The organism is Methylobacterium sp. E-041 (assembly GCF_022829665.1).
Taxonomy (GTDB): domain Bacteria; phylum Pseudomonadota; class Alphaproteobacteria; order Rhizobiales; family Beijerinckiaceae; genus Methylobacterium.
Window position 1 is genome coordinate 1 of record NZ_JAKSYQ010000155.1, and the last position, 16,711, is coordinate 16,711.

The 16,711-nt window shown below is 64.8% G+C and carries 20 protein-coding genes; 11 read left to right on the forward strand and 9 right to left on the reverse strand.

What is annotated here, in order from left to right:
* Positions 1-515 precede the first annotated feature (515 nt).
* The gene (locus MKK70_RS30860; protein ID WP_243948525.1) at positions 516-1,775 is read right to left on the reverse strand and encodes a DUF2325 domain-containing protein; all 1,260 of its coding nucleotides are present in this window, start codon (positions 1,773-1,775) and stop codon (positions 516-518) included.
* A gap of 104 nt (positions 1,776-1,879) precedes the next feature.
* Positions 1,880-2,221: a winged helix-turn-helix domain-containing protein gene (locus MKK70_RS14215; RefSeq protein ID WP_243948526.1), complete on the reverse strand. Its 342-nt coding sequence runs from the start codon at positions 2,219-2,221 to the stop codon at positions 1,880-1,882.
* Between the two features lie 150 nt (positions 2,222-2,371).
* Between MKK70_RS14215 and MKK70_RS14220 the strand changes: the two genes are divergently transcribed.
* From MKK70_RS14220 to MKK70_RS14240, 5 genes are all read left to right on the forward strand, one after another.
* Positions 2,372-3,427 carry an NAD(P)-dependent alcohol dehydrogenase gene (locus tag MKK70_RS14220; RefSeq protein ID WP_243948527.1) on the forward strand — a complete coding sequence of 352 codons (1,056 nt, stop codon included), beginning with the start codon at positions 2,372-2,374 and terminating at the stop codon, positions 3,425-3,427.
* Positions 3,428-3,534: 107 nt separating this feature from the next.
* A complete protein-coding gene (locus tag MKK70_RS14225; protein WP_243948528.1) occupies positions 3,535-4,068 on the forward strand; it encodes a cytochrome b in 534 nt (177 codons plus the stop codon).
* A gap of 86 nt (positions 4,069-4,154) precedes the next feature.
* Entirely contained in the window at positions 4,155-4,928 is a 774-nt protein-coding gene (gene modA, locus MKK70_RS14230; protein WP_243948529.1) for a molybdate ABC transporter substrate-binding protein, read from the forward strand.
* A gap of 11 nt (positions 4,929-4,939) precedes the next feature.
* On the forward strand, positions 4,940-5,149 hold the full coding sequence (locus MKK70_RS14235) for a molybdopterin-binding protein (protein WP_243948530.1): 210 nt from the start codon (positions 4,940-4,942) through the stop codon (positions 5,147-5,149).
* A 2-nt stretch (positions 5,150-5,151) separates the two neighbouring features.
* A complete protein-coding gene (locus MKK70_RS14240; protein WP_243948531.1) occupies positions 5,152-5,661 on the forward strand; it encodes a hypothetical protein in 510 nt (169 codons plus the stop codon).
* Between the two features lie 27 nt (positions 5,662-5,688).
* On the opposite strand, the gene MKK70_RS14245 is transcribed toward MKK70_RS14240, so the two are convergent.
* Together MKK70_RS14245 and tsaA are read right to left on the reverse strand one after the other, a co-directional pair.
* A complete protein-coding gene (locus tag MKK70_RS14245) occupies positions 5,689-6,579 on the reverse strand; it encodes a substrate-binding domain-containing protein (RefSeq protein WP_313899094.1) in 891 nt (296 codons plus the stop codon).
* Between the two features lie 39 nt (positions 6,580-6,618).
* Positions 6,619-7,113 carry a tRNA (N6-threonylcarbamoyladenosine(37)-N6)-methyltransferase TrmO gene (tsaA, locus tag MKK70_RS14250; RefSeq protein WP_243948533.1) on the reverse strand — a complete coding sequence of 165 codons (495 nt, stop codon included), beginning with the start codon at positions 7,111-7,113 and terminating at the stop codon, positions 6,619-6,621.
* 380 nt (positions 7,114-7,493) lie between these two features.
* Here tsaA and MKK70_RS14255 point away from each other — a divergent pair, with 380 nt between their 5' ends.
* Entirely contained in the window at positions 7,494-7,856 is a 363-nt protein-coding gene (locus MKK70_RS14255) for an ArsR/SmtB family transcription factor (RefSeq protein ID WP_243948541.1), read from the forward strand.
* Positions 7,837-8,328, forward strand: coding sequence for an SRPBCC family protein (locus MKK70_RS14260; protein WP_243948534.1), 492 nt, complete (start codon positions 7,837-7,839; stop codon positions 8,326-8,328). Before MKK70_RS14255 ends, MKK70_RS14260 begins: the two co-directional genes overlap by 20 nt.
* Positions 8,329-8,502: 174 nt before the next feature.
* Here the strand turns inward: MKK70_RS14260 and MKK70_RS14265 are convergent, their stop codons facing one another.
* Both MKK70_RS14265 and MKK70_RS14270 read right to left on the reverse strand, forming a co-directional pair.
* Complete coding sequence (locus MKK70_RS14265) at positions 8,503-9,939, reverse strand: IS1182 family transposase (RefSeq protein ID WP_243948535.1); 1,437 nt, start codon at positions 9,937-9,939, stop codon at positions 8,503-8,505.
* A 526-nt stretch (positions 9,940-10,465) separates the two neighbouring features.
* A complete protein-coding gene (locus MKK70_RS14270; RefSeq protein WP_243932668.1) occupies positions 10,466-11,134 on the reverse strand; it encodes a TetR/AcrR family transcriptional regulator in 669 nt (222 codons plus the stop codon).
* Positions 11,135-11,220: 86 nt separating this feature from the next.
* Here MKK70_RS14270 and MKK70_RS14275 point away from each other — a divergent pair, with 86 nt between their 5' ends.
* Positions 11,221-12,333, forward strand: coding sequence for an FAD-dependent oxidoreductase (locus MKK70_RS14275; RefSeq protein WP_243948536.1), 1,113 nt, complete (start codon positions 11,221-11,223; stop codon positions 12,331-12,333).
* Positions 12,334-12,999: 666 nt separating this feature from the next.
* On the opposite strand, the gene MKK70_RS30865 is transcribed toward MKK70_RS14275, so the two are convergent.
* Entirely contained in the window at positions 13,000-13,914 is a 915-nt protein-coding gene (locus MKK70_RS30865) for a nucleotidyltransferase domain-containing protein (protein ID WP_243932671.1), read from the reverse strand.
* Positions 13,915-14,011: 97 nt separating this feature from the next.
* On the opposite strand from MKK70_RS30865, the gene MKK70_RS14285 reads away from it, so the two are divergent.
* Complete coding sequence (locus MKK70_RS14285) at positions 14,012-14,254, forward strand: hypothetical protein (protein ID WP_243932672.1); 243 nt, start codon at positions 14,012-14,014, stop codon at positions 14,252-14,254.
* 162 nt (positions 14,255-14,416) lie between these two features.
* On the opposite strand, the gene MKK70_RS14290 is transcribed toward MKK70_RS14285, so the two are convergent.
* Entirely contained in the window at positions 14,417-14,680 is a 264-nt protein-coding gene (locus MKK70_RS14290; protein ID WP_243948537.1) for a hypothetical protein, read from the reverse strand.
* Between the two features lie 2 nt (positions 14,681-14,682).
* Positions 14,683-15,447, reverse strand: coding sequence for a Crp/Fnr family transcriptional regulator (locus MKK70_RS14295; RefSeq protein ID WP_243948538.1), 765 nt, complete (start codon positions 15,445-15,447; stop codon positions 14,683-14,685).
* 215 nt (positions 15,448-15,662) lie between these two features.
* On the opposite strand from MKK70_RS14295, the gene MKK70_RS14300 reads away from it, so the two are divergent.
* Positions 15,663-16,358 (forward strand): Crp/Fnr family transcriptional regulator, encoded by a 696-nt coding sequence (locus MKK70_RS14300; RefSeq protein WP_243932675.1) that lies wholly within the window; start codon positions 15,663-15,665, stop codon positions 16,356-16,358.
* A 159-nt stretch (positions 16,359-16,517) separates the two neighbouring features.
* Positions 16,518-16,711 (forward strand): hypothetical protein (locus tag MKK70_RS14305; RefSeq protein ID WP_243948540.1); only part of this gene is annotated, 194 nt, incomplete at its 3' end.

A 16,711-nucleotide genomic window follows, 5' to 3' on the forward strand; every position in this document is an offset into this window, starting at 1 on the left:
TCGCGACGAGGTCCGGATCAGCTGGAACGAACACGTTCGGCGCCCCCGTAAGCGCATAGAAGAGATAGGCGGGAACTGCGAGTTCGATCCTTTGGCGGTCGGTCAGGAGAAGCATCGGGGCACTTACCGAACCTACCAGCAAGAGAAAAGGCTAGACTAGTTCAGAGACGTTACCGAAACCGTCTGAAATTGTCGGGAAAACAGTCGGATACCCGACACGTCGTTCAGGTTGCTATCGACCCTTAAGCGACCCTTGGAAGGTCCGCTTTCTGGCTGCTTGCCAAACGATCATCTACGACTGGCCTGCGGCACGACGGCTTCGAGACGGAAGCTCAGGGACTGGTTGCCACCCTGAAAAGGAAAGCGGCGCGTCCCCAATGAGGACGCGCCGGAGAGTGGGCTCGTGGTCTCAGGAACGAGCAGACGTACGGCATATCCAAAATTCAGCCGGATCGCTGTAGCCGATTGGATACAGCGTTCTTCAACCTCTTGCTTCGCCTCCTCAGGGCATTCGTTTAGGCGTGAGCGTCAGATCGTGCTTGGTTCGAACCAGGCAGCACAGCGTGGACGTAGCTTGCGAGACTCGCGCTGCGCAGCGGGTGGAAAGGTTTTGCACCGTCGCCGCAACTGCGCTTGACCCAGGCGGTCGCTTCGTGACTGACGCATTCGACGGGGAACAGCACCAGGTCGCTTTGTCCGACGAGACCCGGAAGCAGGCTGAGGCTTTCCTCGATGCCGCCGTCATGGCTCAAAAGCCGGCCGCCGCGCTCCGACGTGAAGCGCCGGAGGTTCGCGACCAGACGCGGACGACCACCGACGTACAGGAAGGTTCGACCTTGGAGACAGGCGGGATCGATCGCTGACGTGTCTGCCGAGACGGAAGTGGTCTCGATCACGGCCTCCAGCGCGGCGACCTCAGCTGCAAGCGCTCGACAACGACCGCCCTCCGCTTCGAGGTCCTGGCTCAGCCGATGAGAGGCCTGCATCAAGATCGCAACCTTCTCCTCCAACGCCTCCGCATGCGCCTGTTCGCGTGCAAGGCGGCCTTCCAGAGTTTTCATCGCTGCCTTGAGCGACGCTTCGGGGTCGTCAGACGGACGGGGCAACGGCGCTGGGCGATCTGTGTCGGCGGCGCGGGCCTGCGAGCTGAGGGCGTCGCGCTGCTCCATCAGTTCGAGGATACGCCGCTCCTGCCGTAGGGCTTCCGCCTCCTGCGCAGCCAGATCCGCTTCGAGCTGGCGCAGGCGTCGGATGTCGGCACGGTTCGACTGCCCGACGAGATGCGAGAGCATGTGCACCTCGCCGAAGACGTCCTGCACCAGGGGCCAATCGGTGGCCGGATGGGTGATCGCGGCCCAGTAGGCACCGGGGATCTCGCCGCGTTCCAGATACTCGCGCCAGAGTGTGCGGACTTCCGCGGCAGTGCGGGCCTCCGTGAAGCGCTTGATCTCGCGCTCGTGGCGGCGATCCAGGGTCTTCTGCAGGAGCTTGGCGCCGCCATCGCGCCGTCCGGCCATCTGCACGATCTCGCCGTGCAGCCGGTGCTCCGTCATCGTTCGGGCATCCACCCGGCCAAGCTTGGCCAGAATGCTACGCGCCTCGGCGTTGGTCAGGCACGTGCCGACGATCGAGCAGTGCAGGTTGTCGGCCAGTTCCCAGATCCGGTCGCGGGGCCTCTCGGCCGGGTCGGCCACCGGCGGCAGGAAAGTCGACCTCACGGCGCCCGCCGCAAGCGCCTGGAGCGCTGGTCCGCTGATGTGAGGTCCTTGGGTCACGCCGCACCTCCGCAATCGCTATATTCCGTCAGATATAGCCAATCTGTCGTAAAGGTGGTTGCTTGCCTAGGGGGCAGGCATGAGGGCCGAACGAATTCGGGGAGTCAGCCTGCTACCGAGGCCGAGGTCAGGCGTTGCAGGAAGGGGGAGGCTGCGCGCTCGGCAGCGCGTTCGATCGCCCGATAATGCGCGACGACCTCGACCCCAAATGCCGAGAGCTGCGCCCCGCCGCCACTCTTGCCGCCGATCTGCGCGGCGACCACGGGCTGTCCGAACCCCTTGTTCATCGCCTCGACCAGCATCCACGCTCGCCGATAGGACATCCCGATCGCCCGGCCGGCCGCCGAGATCGAGCCGTGCTCGGCGATCAGCTCTAGAAGTTGCACCTTGCCCGGCCCGAGCTGGTTGTCGGGTCCGAGATCGATGCGGATGCTCAACCGTGCCATCGGGTCCTTTCGTCCTGCAGGTGACCATAACCCGGATCGAACGCCGACGCTTCCATCCGTAACTGGCGCCCGATGTATCCTGCGGTATATAGCGTGCCGTACTTGCTGCAGCGATCGCTGCCACGATCGCCCCTTCGGAGACGAGCCTGCATGTTCACTTGCACCGGATACGCGTCATCGAGTGCCGAGGCGCCCCTCGCGCCCTTCACCTTCCAGCGTCGGGATCCCGGTCCGTCCGACATCGAGATCGAGATCGTCTATTGCGGCGTCTGCCATTCGGACCTGCACCAGGCCCGCAACGAGTGGCAGAACACCCTCTATCCGTGCGTGCCCGGCCACGAGATTGTCGGGCGCGTCACGCGCGTCGGCGCCGAGGTCTCGACCTTCAAGGCAGGTGACCTCGCCGGCGTCGGCTGCATGGTCGGGTCCTGCCGGGAGTGCGCGAGCTGCAAGGAGGGGCTGGAGCAGTATTGCGAGCCCGGCTTCACCGCGACCTACAACGGCCCCGAGCCTCAGACCGGTGGCCACACCTTCGGCGGCTATTCGAGCCATGTCGTCGTCGACAGCCATTTCGTCCTGCGCATCCCGCAAAACCTCGACCTCGCCGGGGTCGCGCCGCTGCTGTGTGCCGGCATCACGACGTACTCGCCACTGCGCCACTGGAAGGTCGGACCCGGACAGAAGGTGGGGATCGTGGGCCTCGGCGGCCTCGGTCACATGGGCCTCAAGCTCGCGCATGCCATGGGCGCGAAGGTCACCCTGTTCACGACCTCCCCAGGCAAGGAGGCGGATGCCAAGCGCCTCGGCGCCGACGCCGTGGTGATCTCGAAGGATGCGGACGCGATGGCCGCCCAGGGAGAGACCTTCGACTTCATCCTCGACACGGTGGCGGCCGAGCATGACATCAACGCCTATCTCGGCTTGCTGAAACGCGACGGCACGCTCGTGCAGGTCGGCGCGCCCGAGAAGCCGCTGCCGATGCAGGTGTTCAGCGTGATCTGGCGCAGGCGGAACTTCGCCGGGTCGCTCATCGGCGGGATCGCCGAGACCCAGGAGATGCTCGACTTCTGCGCCGAGCACGGCATCACCTCGGACATCGAGATGATCCCGATCAACCAGATCGAGACCGCCTACGCCCGCATGCTGAAGAGCGACGTCAAGTACCGCTTCGTCATCGACATGGCCTCGTTGTCGAAGGCTGCTTAAGGTCCGGGCGATCGTCGCCACGGAACTCCGTCGCGACGATCGCGTGGGTGGCGAGCGGGATCACCTCGTTGCCAACCGCGCCGAAGCACAGGCCCCAAGGACAGGCCATGGCCACCTGGCTCGACACGACACAGCGCTATGGCCGCATCAGTCGCGGCTTCCACTGGCTCATGGCCGCGCTCTTCGCGTGGCAATTCGCGGGGGCGCTGCTCTACGTCGGCATCGGCGACACCGCGCTCACGCGGTTCGTCGGTGGAAGCCACTTCACCCTGGGCTTCACCCTGTTCGTCCTGGTCCTGCTACGCGGAGCCTGGGGGCTGATGAACCTGGGCCGACGACCTCCACACCCTGGGCGCCTCGGCCGCGCGGCCGAGGCCGGTCACGGCCTGATCTACGCGCTGATGATCGTCGTGCCGGGGATCTCGCTTCTACGCCAGTATGGGTCGGGCAAGGGCTTTTCTCCCTACGGGATCCCGCTCATGCCGGTGCGGGGCGACAAGATCGCCTGGATGATGGTTCCCGGTGACCTGTTCCATTACTGGCTCGGCTTCGTCCTCATGACGGTCGTGCTCGGTCACATCATCATGTCCGTCCTCCACCGCGTCCTCTGGAAAGAGAACGTGCTGGTGCCCATGACGTGAGCGGATGGCGACGAGGACGATCGTTCCTGACCGCGGCCAACGCATCTCTTGCTGACCACGCAAACGACCCGGAGAACACATCCTCGATGCGCAACCTCACTCGTGCCCTCCTCGTCACCGGTCTCCTGCTGGGTGCCTCGATCACGCAAGCCGCCGAGACCGCGACGGTCTTCGGGGCGGCGAGCCTGAAGAACGCCCTCGACAATGCCGGCAAGGCTTTCACCGCGCAGACCGGGATCGAGATCAAGGCGAGCTACGCCGCCTCGTCGGCGCTCGCCCGCCAGATCGAGGCGGGCGCGCCGGCCGACCTCTTCGCCTCGGCCGATCTCGAATGGATGGACTACCTCGACAAGAAGAAGCTCATCCGACCCGAAAGCCGGGTGAACCTGCTCAACAACCGCCTCGTCGTCGTCGCGCCCAAGGACGCGAAGGAGAGCGAGGTCCCGTTCACCGTAGAGGGCTTCGCCAAGGCGCTTGGCTCTGATGGGCGGCTTGCCACTGGCGAGGTTACGTCGGTGCCGGTGGGCAAGTACGCCAAGGCGGGCTTCGAGAAGCTCGGGCTCTGGGCCACGATCCAGCCGCGGTTGGCGCAGGCCGACAACGTGCGCGCGGCGCTCGCCCTGGTCTCGCGCGGCGAGGCGCCGCTCGGCGTCGTCTACGAAAGCGACGCGAAGTCCGATCCGGGCGTGAAGGTGGTCGGCGTGTTTCCGGCGGACAGCCATCCGCCGGTGGTGTACCCGTTCGCCGTCACGTCCGAGGCTAAGGGTGACGGCGCGGCCCGCTTCCTCGACTTCCTGAAGGGGCCGGCGGCCAAGCCGTTCTTCGAGGCTCAGGGCTTCACGGTCATCACAGTGAAATAGGCAATTCCGGCATGAAAATCTCCGCACGCAACCTCATCAAGGGCAAGGTCGTGGCCGTCGAGAAGGGCGCGACCACCGCGCACGTCAAAATCGAGATCGCTGGCGGTCAGGTCATCACCTCGGCGATCACCAACGAGGCGGTCGACAGCCTGAAGCTCACGGTCGGCGTGGAGGCCTACGCCGTGGTCAAGGCGTCCGACGTGATGATCGCGGTCGACTGAGCATGTCCATTTCCCGCGCCCTCCTCGTTTCTGGATTGTTGGCCGTTTCAGGCAGCACGGCCATGGCCGAGGATGTGCCCGCCTGCGCCAGCTTCGCGTGGTCGGTGGCGCGGGAACGGACGGCCTTTGCAGCACCCGACCTGCCGACAGTGACCTCCGGGTCTGCGCTGTCGGGCGGGACGGGTGCGGCGCGCCTCGTGCTGAAGCCGATCGCCGATGTCACGCTCCTGTTCCCGTCGGAGAAGGCATTGAAGCCGGGCACGTTCGCCGGTTCCGTGACGGCTACGATCCCGGCGGCCGGCACCTATCAGGTGACGCTCTCGGACGACGCCTGGATCGACGTCAGCCAGGACGGCCGCACGTCTCTCAGACCCTCGGCTCACAGCGGCAAGGCCGCTTGCCCGGATGTCCGCAAAAGCCTGCGCTTCGTCCTCGATGCCGGCGCGGTGACCATCGAAGTCAGCCGTTCACCGGCCCCGGATATCAAGCTCGACCTCCTCAAGGCCGAATAGCTTCTCGGCTGCGTGACGCGAGGCGCCTCAGGGCGCCGCGATCGGTCCAAGCTCATGTCGGGCGAGGATCGCCTGTGCCTTCTCCGAGACGAGGAACACCGCGAGGCGGGCGGCGTCCGGGCTGTCGCTCAGGAGCGCCATGCCATAGGTCGCTGGCACCGAGAGGTGCGGGGGCAGCGGGACGAGGCTGAGGCCGGGCGCCTCCTGCATCGTGCCTTTCTGTCCGCTGCAATAGTACAGCAGAGCGTCGGCGTTATTGCCGAGGAACACGGTGGCAGCAGGGCTTCGCCCGGCCACCGGCACCATCGTGTTGGGGGAGCCGAGCAGCCTCAGAGCCTTCCTCTCCAAGATCGCCTTGGCGCCGGGGTGGATGGCTTCGGCTCGGTCGAACACGGCCTGAGCGTAGTCACCGCCGGGATCGGCACCCGGTGTAGAGGTCGCAAGCCGCAGATCGGGCTTGAGCAGGCGGTCGAGGAGGTTCTCGGACGTCAGCCCAAGGTCGGCACGGGCGAGCACGCATAGCTTGTTCCGAGCGAAGGGCACCACGTCCCTGGCCTTGCCGGCTTCCGCAAGGCGACGTGGCCCGGTGAGGTCGGCCGAGAGAAAGAGGTCTGCCTTCTCCCCGCCCTCGATACGCTGACGCATCAGGCCGGCTGGCCCGAACACCGGAGCCGCGACGGCATCGGAAGGAAGGCCGGAGGCGGCGATGACGTCCTTGAGCGCCGCCACGAGACTGCCTGCGGCGAAGATCCGAACAGGCTCCGCTCGGGCCGGGGCGACAGCCGCGAAGGCGATAGTCCCGATCAGTGCGAGGGTCCCAAGGGTACGATGGGTCGTCGAAAGACGTGTGTCGGGCAACGTCGGCTCCGGCTCGATACATGCGCTGTATCTGCTGGGATATAACCGGACGTAGGTCAAGGTGGCTGATGGCGTCGCTACTCTGCCAATAGGCTTCGTTCAGGCCCCGGTTTCGTAGTCACCCAGCTGCGGTGGGGCGATCGGCGTGAAAAGGGATCGGTCGGGTTTGAGGTCGAGCAGCGGCGTGCCGTCGAGGCAATCGAGCCCTCGCACGGTTAGGGTGCCTCCCTCGATCGCGATGAGCGTGACGATCGAGGTCCCGATTGGGTTCGGACGGACGGGCGAGCGTAGCGCGAAGGTGCCCCGCGTCGTGCCGTCGTTGGCTGGGCTTTGGCGCACCAGATCGCGCCGGGAGGCGTCGAGCCAGTAAAGAACCTCGATCCGGGCAAATTCGCCCAGGCCGTCGAGTGCGGCGATCCATGGCTCGAAGACCTCGATCCGACACAACGGGCCGTCCGCTCGTCCTTGGCGCGGACAAGCTAAACGGTCGGTCCAGGGCGTTCGGATACGGCCGATGTAGGTCAATCCGGCGTCGGAGACCTCTGGAGGGGCGATCGCGACTTCACCGGTTCGGATCTCGTTGAGGCGCACCATGCCTCGTGTTGTCCCACAGGTGCGACCTATGCGCCATTGCAAGGGCGCCAGTCCTCAAATTGCACGGCATACGAGCGAGGCACATTCATTCGCCGGGCAATGTCCGCTTTACGAATTCGATCTAACAGCTTTGTATGACGCAGTTGGGTTGGATACGGAACGTCCGCTTCCCGACGAAGGGTTAAAGGCTGTTCCCCACTCTTCTCGGACCCTGCCGTATGCAGCCCGATGCGTCGAGAAAATGGTCTGATACCTGACGCGTCGTTCAGGTTGCTATCGACCCCGAGCGGACGTTCGAGGTGTCTGCTTTTCGCCCATCACCCGGTTGGCAGTCTCCTTACTTGCACAACGCCAATCCTGGCACTAAAACACTGAACCAAATGGTTCACTCTTTAACGACCCGGCTCGACGCCTCCTTCGCCGCCCTCTCGGACGCCACGCGGCGCGGCGTGCTGGTGCAACTCGAAAGCGCGGACGCCTCGATCACGCAGCTCGCGGCGAACTTCAACATGACCCTCACGGGCATGAAGAAGCACGTCGGCGTCTTGGAGCAGGTGGGGCTGATCACGACGGAGAAGGTCGGGCGTGTGCGGACCTGCCGGCTCGGCCTCCGCGTGCTCGAAGAAGAGGCGGCCTGGATCGAAGAGCGCCGCCGGATCTGGAACGCGCGCTTCGACGCGTTGGATTGCGTCGTCGAGGCCATGAAACGGAGAGAGGAAATCGATGGGCCACAGGGTGAGTGACGGCCGCACGGCGGTCGAACGAGGGTCGGAGCGCGAACTCGTCGTGACGCGCACCTTCGACGCGCCTGTCCGTCTCGTGTGGGACGCATGGACCAAGCCCGACCTGTTCAAGCTGTGGTGGACGCCGAAGTCGAGCCCGGTGCCCCTGTTGTCGTGCGAGATGGATGTCCGCACGGGTGGCGGTTATCGCCTTGCGTTCGGACACGACGTTGCAAGTTCCAGGGCTTTCTTTGGCAAGTATCTCGACGTGACGCCGCGCTCGCGCCTCGTCTGGACAAACGACGAGGGTGCGGATGGTGCCGTCACGACCGTGACATTCGAGGATCGCGACGGCCGGACGCTGCTGATCATGCGCGAACTCTACCCCTCGAAGGAGGCGCTCGACGCATCGTTCGTCGGCATGGAGGACGCGACGCCCGAGCAGTTCGCGCAGTTGGACGATCTCCTCGTCACCCTGGGCCTGCGCATGTGACGCTCACACCTTTGGCTCGATTGGTCATGCCTGGGCTGTGGCAGAGCCCTAGACGTGGCGCCACATGACCGCTTGCCGACACCGGTCTGACTTCTGCTCACCACCGAGGCTGTGTGAGAACGCGTTTGCGGACTGGACGGACCTGACAGCGTAAGGCCCAAAGGGACCGGGCTTTCAGCCTCGGATGGCTGCGATGAGCGGGCCGGCACCGAGGATCGCGATCACCCGCTTTATGTTGTAGGCAAGAACCTGCAGGCTCATCTCACCGGCCACGTTCCTCAGCCCCCGGGTCAGGAAGTGGGTCGCTCCCATCCAGGCTTTCAGGGTGCCGAAGACGTGCTCGACCGTCTGGCGGCGGTCACGCATCGCGTTCGGGTTCTCGTCGAGCCGGCGCTGGACGGCTTCCAGCACGTGCTCGTGTTCCCAACGCGTGATGCGACGCTGCTCGGCGGGCGTGCAGGAGGTCTTGATCGGGCAATTCGAACAGGCCGACGTCCAGTACCGCCGTAGGGTCATCCCGTTCTCGATGCTCTCGAAGCGATAGGTCAGCGTCTGGTCCCCCGGGCAGCGATAGGTGTCGTCGCTCGCCTGGTAGACAAAGTCCTGCTTGCCGAATCGGCCCTCGGCCTTCGCGCCGGACGTCATCGGCTTTGGCAGGGTGACCGCGATCCCCGCCCGGTCGCAGGCGAGGATCTCCTCACCGGAGAAGTAGCCCCGATCCGCCAGAACCTGGATGGCTTCCTCGCCCGCGGCGGCCTGAGCTTGCCCCGCGATATTGGCGAGCTGGGTGCGGTCGTGGCCGACGTTGGTCACTTCATGGGCGACGACGAGGTGATGCTTCGTGTCCACCGCGGCCTGAACGTTGTAGCCGACGAGCCCGGTGCCCTTACCGTTCGTCGCCATGGCCCGTGCATCGGGGTCGGTCAGCGAGATCTGTCGGTCCGACGCGGCCTCGACGAGCGTCTCCATCGCCTGCAACGCGCGCAGCCGATCCCGCAGTGCAGAGAGCCGCTCCTTTAGGCGTGGGGTTCGAAGCTCTGTCACCTCGGCCTCCTGACGGTCGGCGGTATCGAGGGCCGCGAGGTAGCGCACGATGCTCGTCTCGACCTGCTCGATGCGCCTGCGGACCGCGGCCGGGGTGAAGTTCCGGTCGCGCGTGTTCACGGCCTTGAACCGGCTGCCGTCGACGGCCACGACGCCTCCGGCCAGGAGACCGACCTGTCGGCAGAGCATCACGAAGTGCCGACAGGTCGCGCGAAGCGCATCCCCGTTCTCGCGTCGGAAGTCGGCGATCGTCTTGAAGTCGGGTGCGAGGCGGCCGATCAGCCACATCAGTTCGACATTGCGGCCAGACTCCCGCTCCAAGCGCCGGCTGGACGGGATCTGGTTCAAGTAGCCGTACAGGTAGAGCTTCAATAGCGTCGCAGGGTGATAGCCGGGTCGACCGGTGGCGGCGGGCGTCACGCCGGCAAAGCCGAGTGCTGCGAGATCCAATTCGTCGACAAACGCATCGACGACGCGGGCTGGATTATCTTGCGTGACGTAATCGTCCAGGCAATCAGGAAGCAGGGCAACTTGGTCACGATCTGCAGCTTGGACAAAGCGTGTCATCCCGGGCCTCCGTTAGAGGATAAGTCTAACACAAAAAGTATCAAATCAAATATATGTTGCTATAAATCGCTGATTGTCTGTCGAGGATTTAAGATCCAGGGATCGAACGATCGACGTCGCAGATTTCTTTGAGCTTCCTTGCGATCTTGCAACGATCGGGAGGGGGGCAAAAAGCCTGCCCGCCGCTCTCCCAAGCGGCCGGACAGCCCCAGCTTGGCGTCCTCTTTTCACACAGCCTCCACCCTTCTCGGACCTTGCTGCACGCAGCCGTACAAGTCGGGCAACCGGTCGGATACCTGACGTCGAAGCTGCTAGGACCGATGTCCAAGTTGGGTGGCTTTCTGCCTGCCCGCTTCCGCTGGATACGTGGTGGAAGAGGACGTTCGAGGGGCCGTGTCACCCCGCCGCCCAGGCGAGCGCATCAGCGCCCGCCGGCAGGCGCATCGGGCAGGCCGGATCTTCCACGTTGCGCGGCGCCTTCGAGGTGCGGTGTTCGCGTCGCCCTGGCGACGGCGGGCGCGGGCCGTCAAAGCGTCGCGATGCCAGCCAGGACCAAGTCCAGGCCTGCGAGGAACTGCGCGCGGTCGTCGTGCCCAGGCAGGTCGGCCGCGACTTGGCGCAGGAACGGGTACTCGACCGGGTCGAGCCCGGCCCATCGGGCGGCAAGGCCCGCGAGGAAGGCCGTCCTGTCCGCCTCGCAGGTGACGACGGACGCGTTGGCGGCGTTCTGTGCCGCGACGCCGAGAATGTAGTTCACGAGCGCCGACCACGCGTCGAACAGGGAGGCTCTGGGCACGCCGAGCATCAGGAGCCGACCGCCGATCCCTTCGAAGACCCCCAGCATCGCCAATTGGTCCGGCTCGCGCGACAACTGAGCCCCGACCCAGGGATGGGCGTCGCTCGCGTCGAAGATGCCGAGCGCGATGGCCCGGATGCCCTCCCGCGCCTCGATGTCTGCGGCCAGTCCCGTCACGATCCGCGAGACGACCTGGTCCGCGGCCGCGGCGAGCAGGTCGCTCTTGTCCGCGATGTGCCAGTAGATCGCCCCGCTCCCGGTCTCGAGATCCGCCGCTAGGGCGCGGAAAGTCAGCGCCGACTCGCCGTCGCGGTCGAGGATGGTGATCGCCGCCTGGACGATCCGCTCCTTTGAGAGGGTGGTCCGTCGCCGTTCGCTGCGCTGGGTCGTGATCGTCATGCCACCAACTTGACACGCCTGGAACGCCGTTCCAATGGGTACGTCGGTATGGAACGCTGTTCCATAGGGGGTGCAGGGAAATGCGAATGCCGCGGGACGTGACGATCATCGGTGCCGGCCTCGGTGGCCTCCTGCTTGCCCGCGTGCTGTCGCTCCAAGGTATGGACGCGACGGTCTTCGAGGCGGACCATTCGCCGATGGCACGCGCGCAGGGCGGGATGCTCGACATCCACGAGAACGACGGTCAGGCCGCCTTGGAAGCGGCGGGCCTCACCGCGGAGTTTCGCAGCCTGATCCTCGAAGGGCGCCAAGCGATGCGCTTCCTCGATCGGGACGGGCGCGTCCTCTTCGAGAAGCCCGACGACGGCACGGGTGGGCGTCCCGAGGTCCAACGCGGCGAGTTGCGACAGATGCTGCTCGACTCCCTGCCGCCCGGCACCGTCCGCTGGGGCCGCAAGCTCATCGGCGTGCAGGCGCTCGGCGCCGGGCGCCACGAGGTGGTCTTCAGCGATGGCAGCCGCGAGGTCGCGAGCCTGCTCGTCGGAGCCGACGGCGCTTGGTCGCGCGTCCGGCCGCTCCTGACGCCCGCCGTGCCTGCGCCGACCGGCATGTCCATCCTCGAGACCTTCCTGTTCGAGGCCGACACCCGTTACCCCGACACCGCGAAGGCGGTCGGCGGCGGGTTCATGGGTGCTCTGGCGTCGGGCAGGGCCATCATGGCGCACCGTGAGAGGGGCGACACCCTTCACGCCTACACCCTCATGACCGGACGGTTGGACGGCGCGACCGATGCCATCGCGCAGATCGTGCAGGCGTTCGACGGATGGGCACCCGAACTGACCGCCCTTCTCACGGAAACCGACGTGGCCCCTGTCCTGCGCCCGACGCACAGCCTTCCCGTCGGCCAACGGTGGGCGCGCGTGCCGGGCGTCACCCTGCTCGGCGATGCAGCCCATCTTGCGCCTCCGAATGGGGAGGGCGCAAACCTCGCGCTGTTCGACGGGGCCGAGCTCGCCCGTCTTCTCGCGGCGCAGCCCGACGACCCCGAGGCCGCCCTCGCCACCTTCGAGGCAGCAATGTTTGAGCGCAGCGCCGCATCCGCCACTGAAGGCGCCGGCTTCTACGACACGCTCATGAGCGAGGACCCGGCCCGCGACCTGATCGCGATGGTCACGCAGCACGCGCAGATCACCTCATAGGGGCGTCTGATCTGGGATCGGGCGGTCGTGCGGAGCGCCGCTCCGCACGACCAGGTGGAGAGGACTTCGCTCAGATCAACGCCGCGACGCGCCGACCGGTCAGGTGTCGATCGGATCGTTGAACAGGGACGGGTCGGCGCCGGCGGGCAGCAGCTTGGTCCTCAACTCCCCGTAGGTCTCCTGGATCGCCTGGAAATTGCCGGCGAACTAGACGACCTGACGGAAGACCGAAGGGCACGCTCGAAGTGGTCTCCTCCGACCATTGCGGCTTCTCCTACGCCACCGCCAAGCGCGCGCCCGGCATCAAGATGCGCATCGGCGTGCTCTACGCGGAGGGTGTCGCCAAGTGCGTTCGGCGCGGTGTTCAAACGGGTCACCGGTTGCTCTCCCCGTTGGTTCGGCAAGGGGTGAGCCTGCAGTTTACGCGCGGCGAGCGCCTACCTCCACGCTTGATGGGGCCTCGGGGGTTTCCGCTCGATCAAGGTGTCATTCGGCATGCTGACGAACGGTAGTTTTCGAGCGCCGACCAATCTGTCTTCAACGGCGAGGTTAGGTCGAAACCAGCCGCCTCTTATGTCCGATAAACGGTCATTTCTCCGACATGACATCGCGTCGGTGCCGGCCTTGCTGATGCTAACATTTGCTAACTGGCACGGCCCCTGCTCATTAGCCCGAGGCACGAGACCACAGCATGATCGCCGAAACCTTCGCGGCGCAGGCCTCCCTGCTTTCGATCTCGCCAGATCGGGCGAACAGTTCAAGGCTCACATGCCGCCCGACGATTGCCATGAGTTCCTTCCCCCACCGGTCCCCGAGCGCCGTGTAGTTGCCGAGTGGCCAGTCGTGAACGATCGCTCCGGGGTATTCTGGCGCTACGTCAGCAAGCACGAGGCCGATATCCACGTCACTGTCAGCGCGGGCAGTGCCGCTCGCTCGGCTGCCGTACAGCCATAGCTCAGCGATTTCCGACTTGCCGGCCGCCCAAGCCGCAAGACCCGTCAGCCATGTTGGCTCAATGTCCAGTCCAAGGAACTCGAGCCCTGGGTCCATGAACGACGATAGCAAGATCTCGCCAAGGTGCTTTGGATAAGCGCGGACGTAGGCGGCGAGCACCTGCTGAGCGTACACGTCGAGAAAGTGCTGTTGCCCGTCCACCTCGACCGCAAGGCCAGGCGCATCGAACCGGCCTTCATCCAATCCGGCGCCGGGGGTATCAAGTGCGAATTGCGGCACGTCGCGTTCACTGCCCGGTAGTAGGGGCAGCTTTTCCGGGTGCTTCACGCCGTTGGCGATTGCCAGCACGATAGAAGCCTGAGCGCACTGAGCCTCCACCGTGGCTTGCACACGCTTCAAGGCGTTCCGAACCGCTGTCTTGCGTGCGTTTCCAGACATGCCGCCGAAGCCGGGCTGTGCTTGGACCTCGGCGAGCGCAAGGGAGTCGGCGACGTGGCAGATCACGAGGCACGCCAGATAAGCGCGTCGCCTATTATCTCGTGCGGTTCGGAACTCGGTCAGCGTCGGCAGCACGATCGCCCTGACGTAATCCTGCGGCGTCATCGGCACGTTCGGATTGTTGCTCACACGCATTCTCTGGTCGGCGAACGTTGGGAAGCTCGCCGTATTTTGCCTGAACACGCGCGATGCAGTGCAATGACGTTCGGATGGCGGCACGGGTTGCTTGCAGCATGGCATCGTGCTCGGCGCGATGGGCCCTAACTCGATCAATAAGCATCTGGGTCTCTCGCAACGCGCGCTCTTCCAGCGTGCCAATACCAAGATCCCCAAAGCAGACGATCAACAAGCATTCATGGTCATGGTGCGCGACGAGAAAAACACGGTCATCTACACGGCAAGCTTGACATTTGCAGGACTATGGATGGGTGACACTCCAATCCCCGAGCCGGAACAGTCAGAGGAGTAAGGCTTGGAACGGCTTTGAGTCGACGTCCGATTGGTCAGCGTTACGACCGGGTCGGGTGGGTCGTAGATCTATTCGTGACCGCTTGAAAAGCCGCTCGCCGTGTCACCGGAAACGGTATCGCGGCATCCGAGCGGAAGGGGGCCTGCAACGGGGCTACGTCAGTCATGCTTTTCGGTGCTGTCGCAGCCATCGTGTTGCCTCCTCCAGGGCGGCGAAGATCGGCGCCGAGATCCCAAAAAGCCGTCCGAAGGCCGCCTCCACGAACCAGCCCGTGCCCACCTCGTGTTCGGGGGTATCGAGACGCACCAGCACGGCGATCAGCATGCCATTGGCAAGAACCAAGCGCCCTTCCCGATCCGGGCTGCCTGTGTCGACAGCGATCGGCTGCAGCACGAGCAACGCCTCGACGTTGTCGCGCGCATCCATGCCTAGCTTCCCCGGAGCTGGTTCAGCCACGGCTCGCTCCGGCGTGCGCCCCAGCGGGTGTTCTTGAGGTGGAGGTAGTTCGGCGTGAACCGGCAGAACGCCTTCAGTTGCTCGACATCGTGGATCGTCAGAACGCGCTGTTTGATCGTGATCAGGCCGAGGTCACGAAGCTCGCGAAGCGTGCGGTGCACGTGGACGGCGGACAAGCCCATCGCGTCCGCAAGCTCGACCTGCGTGAACGGGAAGGCGAAGCTGTCGTTCGTGACCTTTCCGACCGCATCGAGCCGGACCAGCAGTTCGCAGAGAAGGTGAGCGAGACGCTGCTCCGGGGCACGGCCACCGAGGTTGACCAGCCACTCGCGCAGCACCGCCTCGTCGACGAGGGCGCACCACCAGAGGGCCCGCGTAATCTGAGGATGGGACCCGGTGATCGCCTCGATCGCCCGACGCGGTATGTCGACGACCTGACACCGGGAGATCGTGCCGATGTTGTGATCCATCTGGTCCAGGATGAACACGTTGAGATCACAGAAGTCCCCTGGAACCGAGAGGGACATGATCTGGCGTTTGCCATCCGGCAGCACCTTGTAGCGGCAGGCGAGGCCGTCGAGGATCAGATGAACATTCTCGGGTTCGTCACCCTCTTGGATCAGATCGACCCGTGCACCGACCTGCCGGATGCGCGGCGTCAGGCCATCCAGGGCCCGGCGATCCTCATCCGACAGGTCCTCGAAGCCTTCCAGCTTCCGGGTCAGTGCATGGTGCATCACGCCTCAGTAAAAATTTGACGGAAACGACCATATGTCGGAAACCCAACATTTAAAATCATCATTTGATGAAAAGCTTGCGTCGCGGTCACGTTTTCCCTAGAACCAGCGCATCGTTTGCAATCTTTCGGGCGCACACGGCTGAGGGTTCGTGCCCCCGCCCTTTTCAGGGCGAGTCCGTGACACAGCTCCGACAGGCCACGTGCCGCAATCGCTTGCTCGCCGGACTGCCACCATCCGACTTCGATCTGCTTCAGGGGCGGCTTGCCCTGAAAAAGCTCGCGGTAGGCGACGTGCTGATCCAGACGGGTATCCCAATCACCAGTTTGTATTTTGTTGAACGCGGCATTGTCTCCCTCGTCGCGCAAGCTCCCGACGGCGAACAGGCGGAGGTCGGGCTCGTTGGGTGCGAGGGCGTAGTCGGAATTCCGCTCCTGCTTGGCTCTGATCAGGCCCCTTTTGATGGCCGGGTGCAGAATGCAGGCTCAGCCTGGGTCATGTCCGCTCCGAGCTTCCGCGAGATCCTGCCGCGATCCTCACCTCTAGGTGAGCGCCTACTTCGCTATGTGCAAACCGTCACTGCGCAAATGGCCGGAACAGCGCTCGCCAACGCACGCTACACGCTGGCGGCCCGTCTCGCCCGCTGGCTGCTGATGTGCCACGATCGAGTTGAGGGCGACGATCTATCGACGACGCACCGCTTCCTGTCCTTGATGCTCGGCGTGAACCGCACCGGCGTGACCGAGGTCGTTGCCGCACTGGAGCGCGCCGGCGTCATCGCGACAAAGCGCGGCACGATCACTATCCTGGATCGCGCTTACCTGCTCACCCAGGCCGGTGCTTGCTACGGGATGCCAGAAGCCGAGTACGATCGGCTTCTCGGATCTACAAAGTCGACCCCAACAGTCTGATCGGCATTTCCCTGGGATCTAGGCCGGGCTGCGCCAAGCGCTGCCGCAATCGACTAATCAAATGATGCAAAATACGCATGCCGCACCCCCTTTCGCGCACGGTGGTAGGCTTCGACCTCCGGTTGTATAGCAAGCAGTTCGCCCCTATTTGGAGATCGCATGTCAGCATACGTCAGGCCAAAAGTGCTGCCTGAAGGCGAGATTACATTCCGGGGACGCGGTCAGGGGGTCCTGACCGGCTTCAAACTGCTACTCAGGGTGTGCCCGCACTGCTCACAGCGGAATGACAGGCGGGCGGCAGATATGGGCATCTGCCAGTGGTGCGCCTACGTGCCGTCGTTGCACGATGCGGA

Coding starts and splice junctions, on each gene's coding strand:
- MKK70_RS14215 (WP_243948526.1), bottom strand. CDS start 2,221: ATGGCACGGTTGAGCATCCGCATCGATCTCGGACCCGACAACCAGCTC.
- MKK70_RS14220 (WP_243948527.1), top strand. CDS start 2,372: ATGTTCACTTGCACCGGATACGCGTCATCGAGTGCCGAGGCGCCCCTC.
- MKK70_RS14225 (WP_243948528.1), top strand. CDS start 3,535: ATGGCCACCTGGCTCGACACGACACAGCGCTATGGCCGCATCAGTCGC.
- modA (WP_243948529.1), top strand. CDS start 4,155: ATGCGCAACCTCACTCGTGCCCTCCTCGTCACCGGTCTCCTGCTGGGT.
- MKK70_RS14235 (WP_243948530.1), top strand. CDS start 4,940: ATGAAAATCTCCGCACGCAACCTCATCAAGGGCAAGGTCGTGGCCGTC.
- MKK70_RS14240 (WP_243948531.1), top strand. CDS start 5,152: ATGTCCATTTCCCGCGCCCTCCTCGTTTCTGGATTGTTGGCCGTTTCA.
- tsaA (WP_243948533.1), bottom strand. CDS start 7,113: ATGGTGCGCCTCAACGAGATCCGAACCGGTGAAGTCGCGATCGCCCCT.
- MKK70_RS14255 (WP_243948541.1), top strand. CDS start 7,494: ATGGTTCACTCTTTAACGACCCGGCTCGACGCCTCCTTCGCCGCCCTC.
- MKK70_RS14260 (WP_243948534.1), top strand. CDS start 7,837: ATGGGCCACAGGGTGAGTGACGGCCGCACGGCGGTCGAACGAGGGTCG.
- MKK70_RS14265 (WP_243948535.1), bottom strand. CDS start 9,939: ATGACACGCTTTGTCCAAGCTGCAGATCGTGACCAAGTTGCCCTGCTT.
- MKK70_RS14270 (WP_243932668.1), bottom strand. CDS start 11,134: ATGACGATCACGACCCAGCGCAGCGAACGGCGACGGACCACCCTCTCA.
- MKK70_RS14275 (WP_243948536.1), top strand. CDS start 11,221: ATGCCGCGGGACGTGACGATCATCGGTGCCGGCCTCGGTGGCCTCCTG.
- MKK70_RS14290 (WP_243948537.1), bottom strand. CDS start 14,680: ATGGATGCGCGCGACAACGTCGAGGCGTTGCTCGTGCTGCAGCCGATC.
- MKK70_RS14295 (WP_243948538.1), bottom strand. CDS start 15,447: ATGCACCATGCACTGACCCGGAAGCTGGAAGGCTTCGAGGACCTGTCG.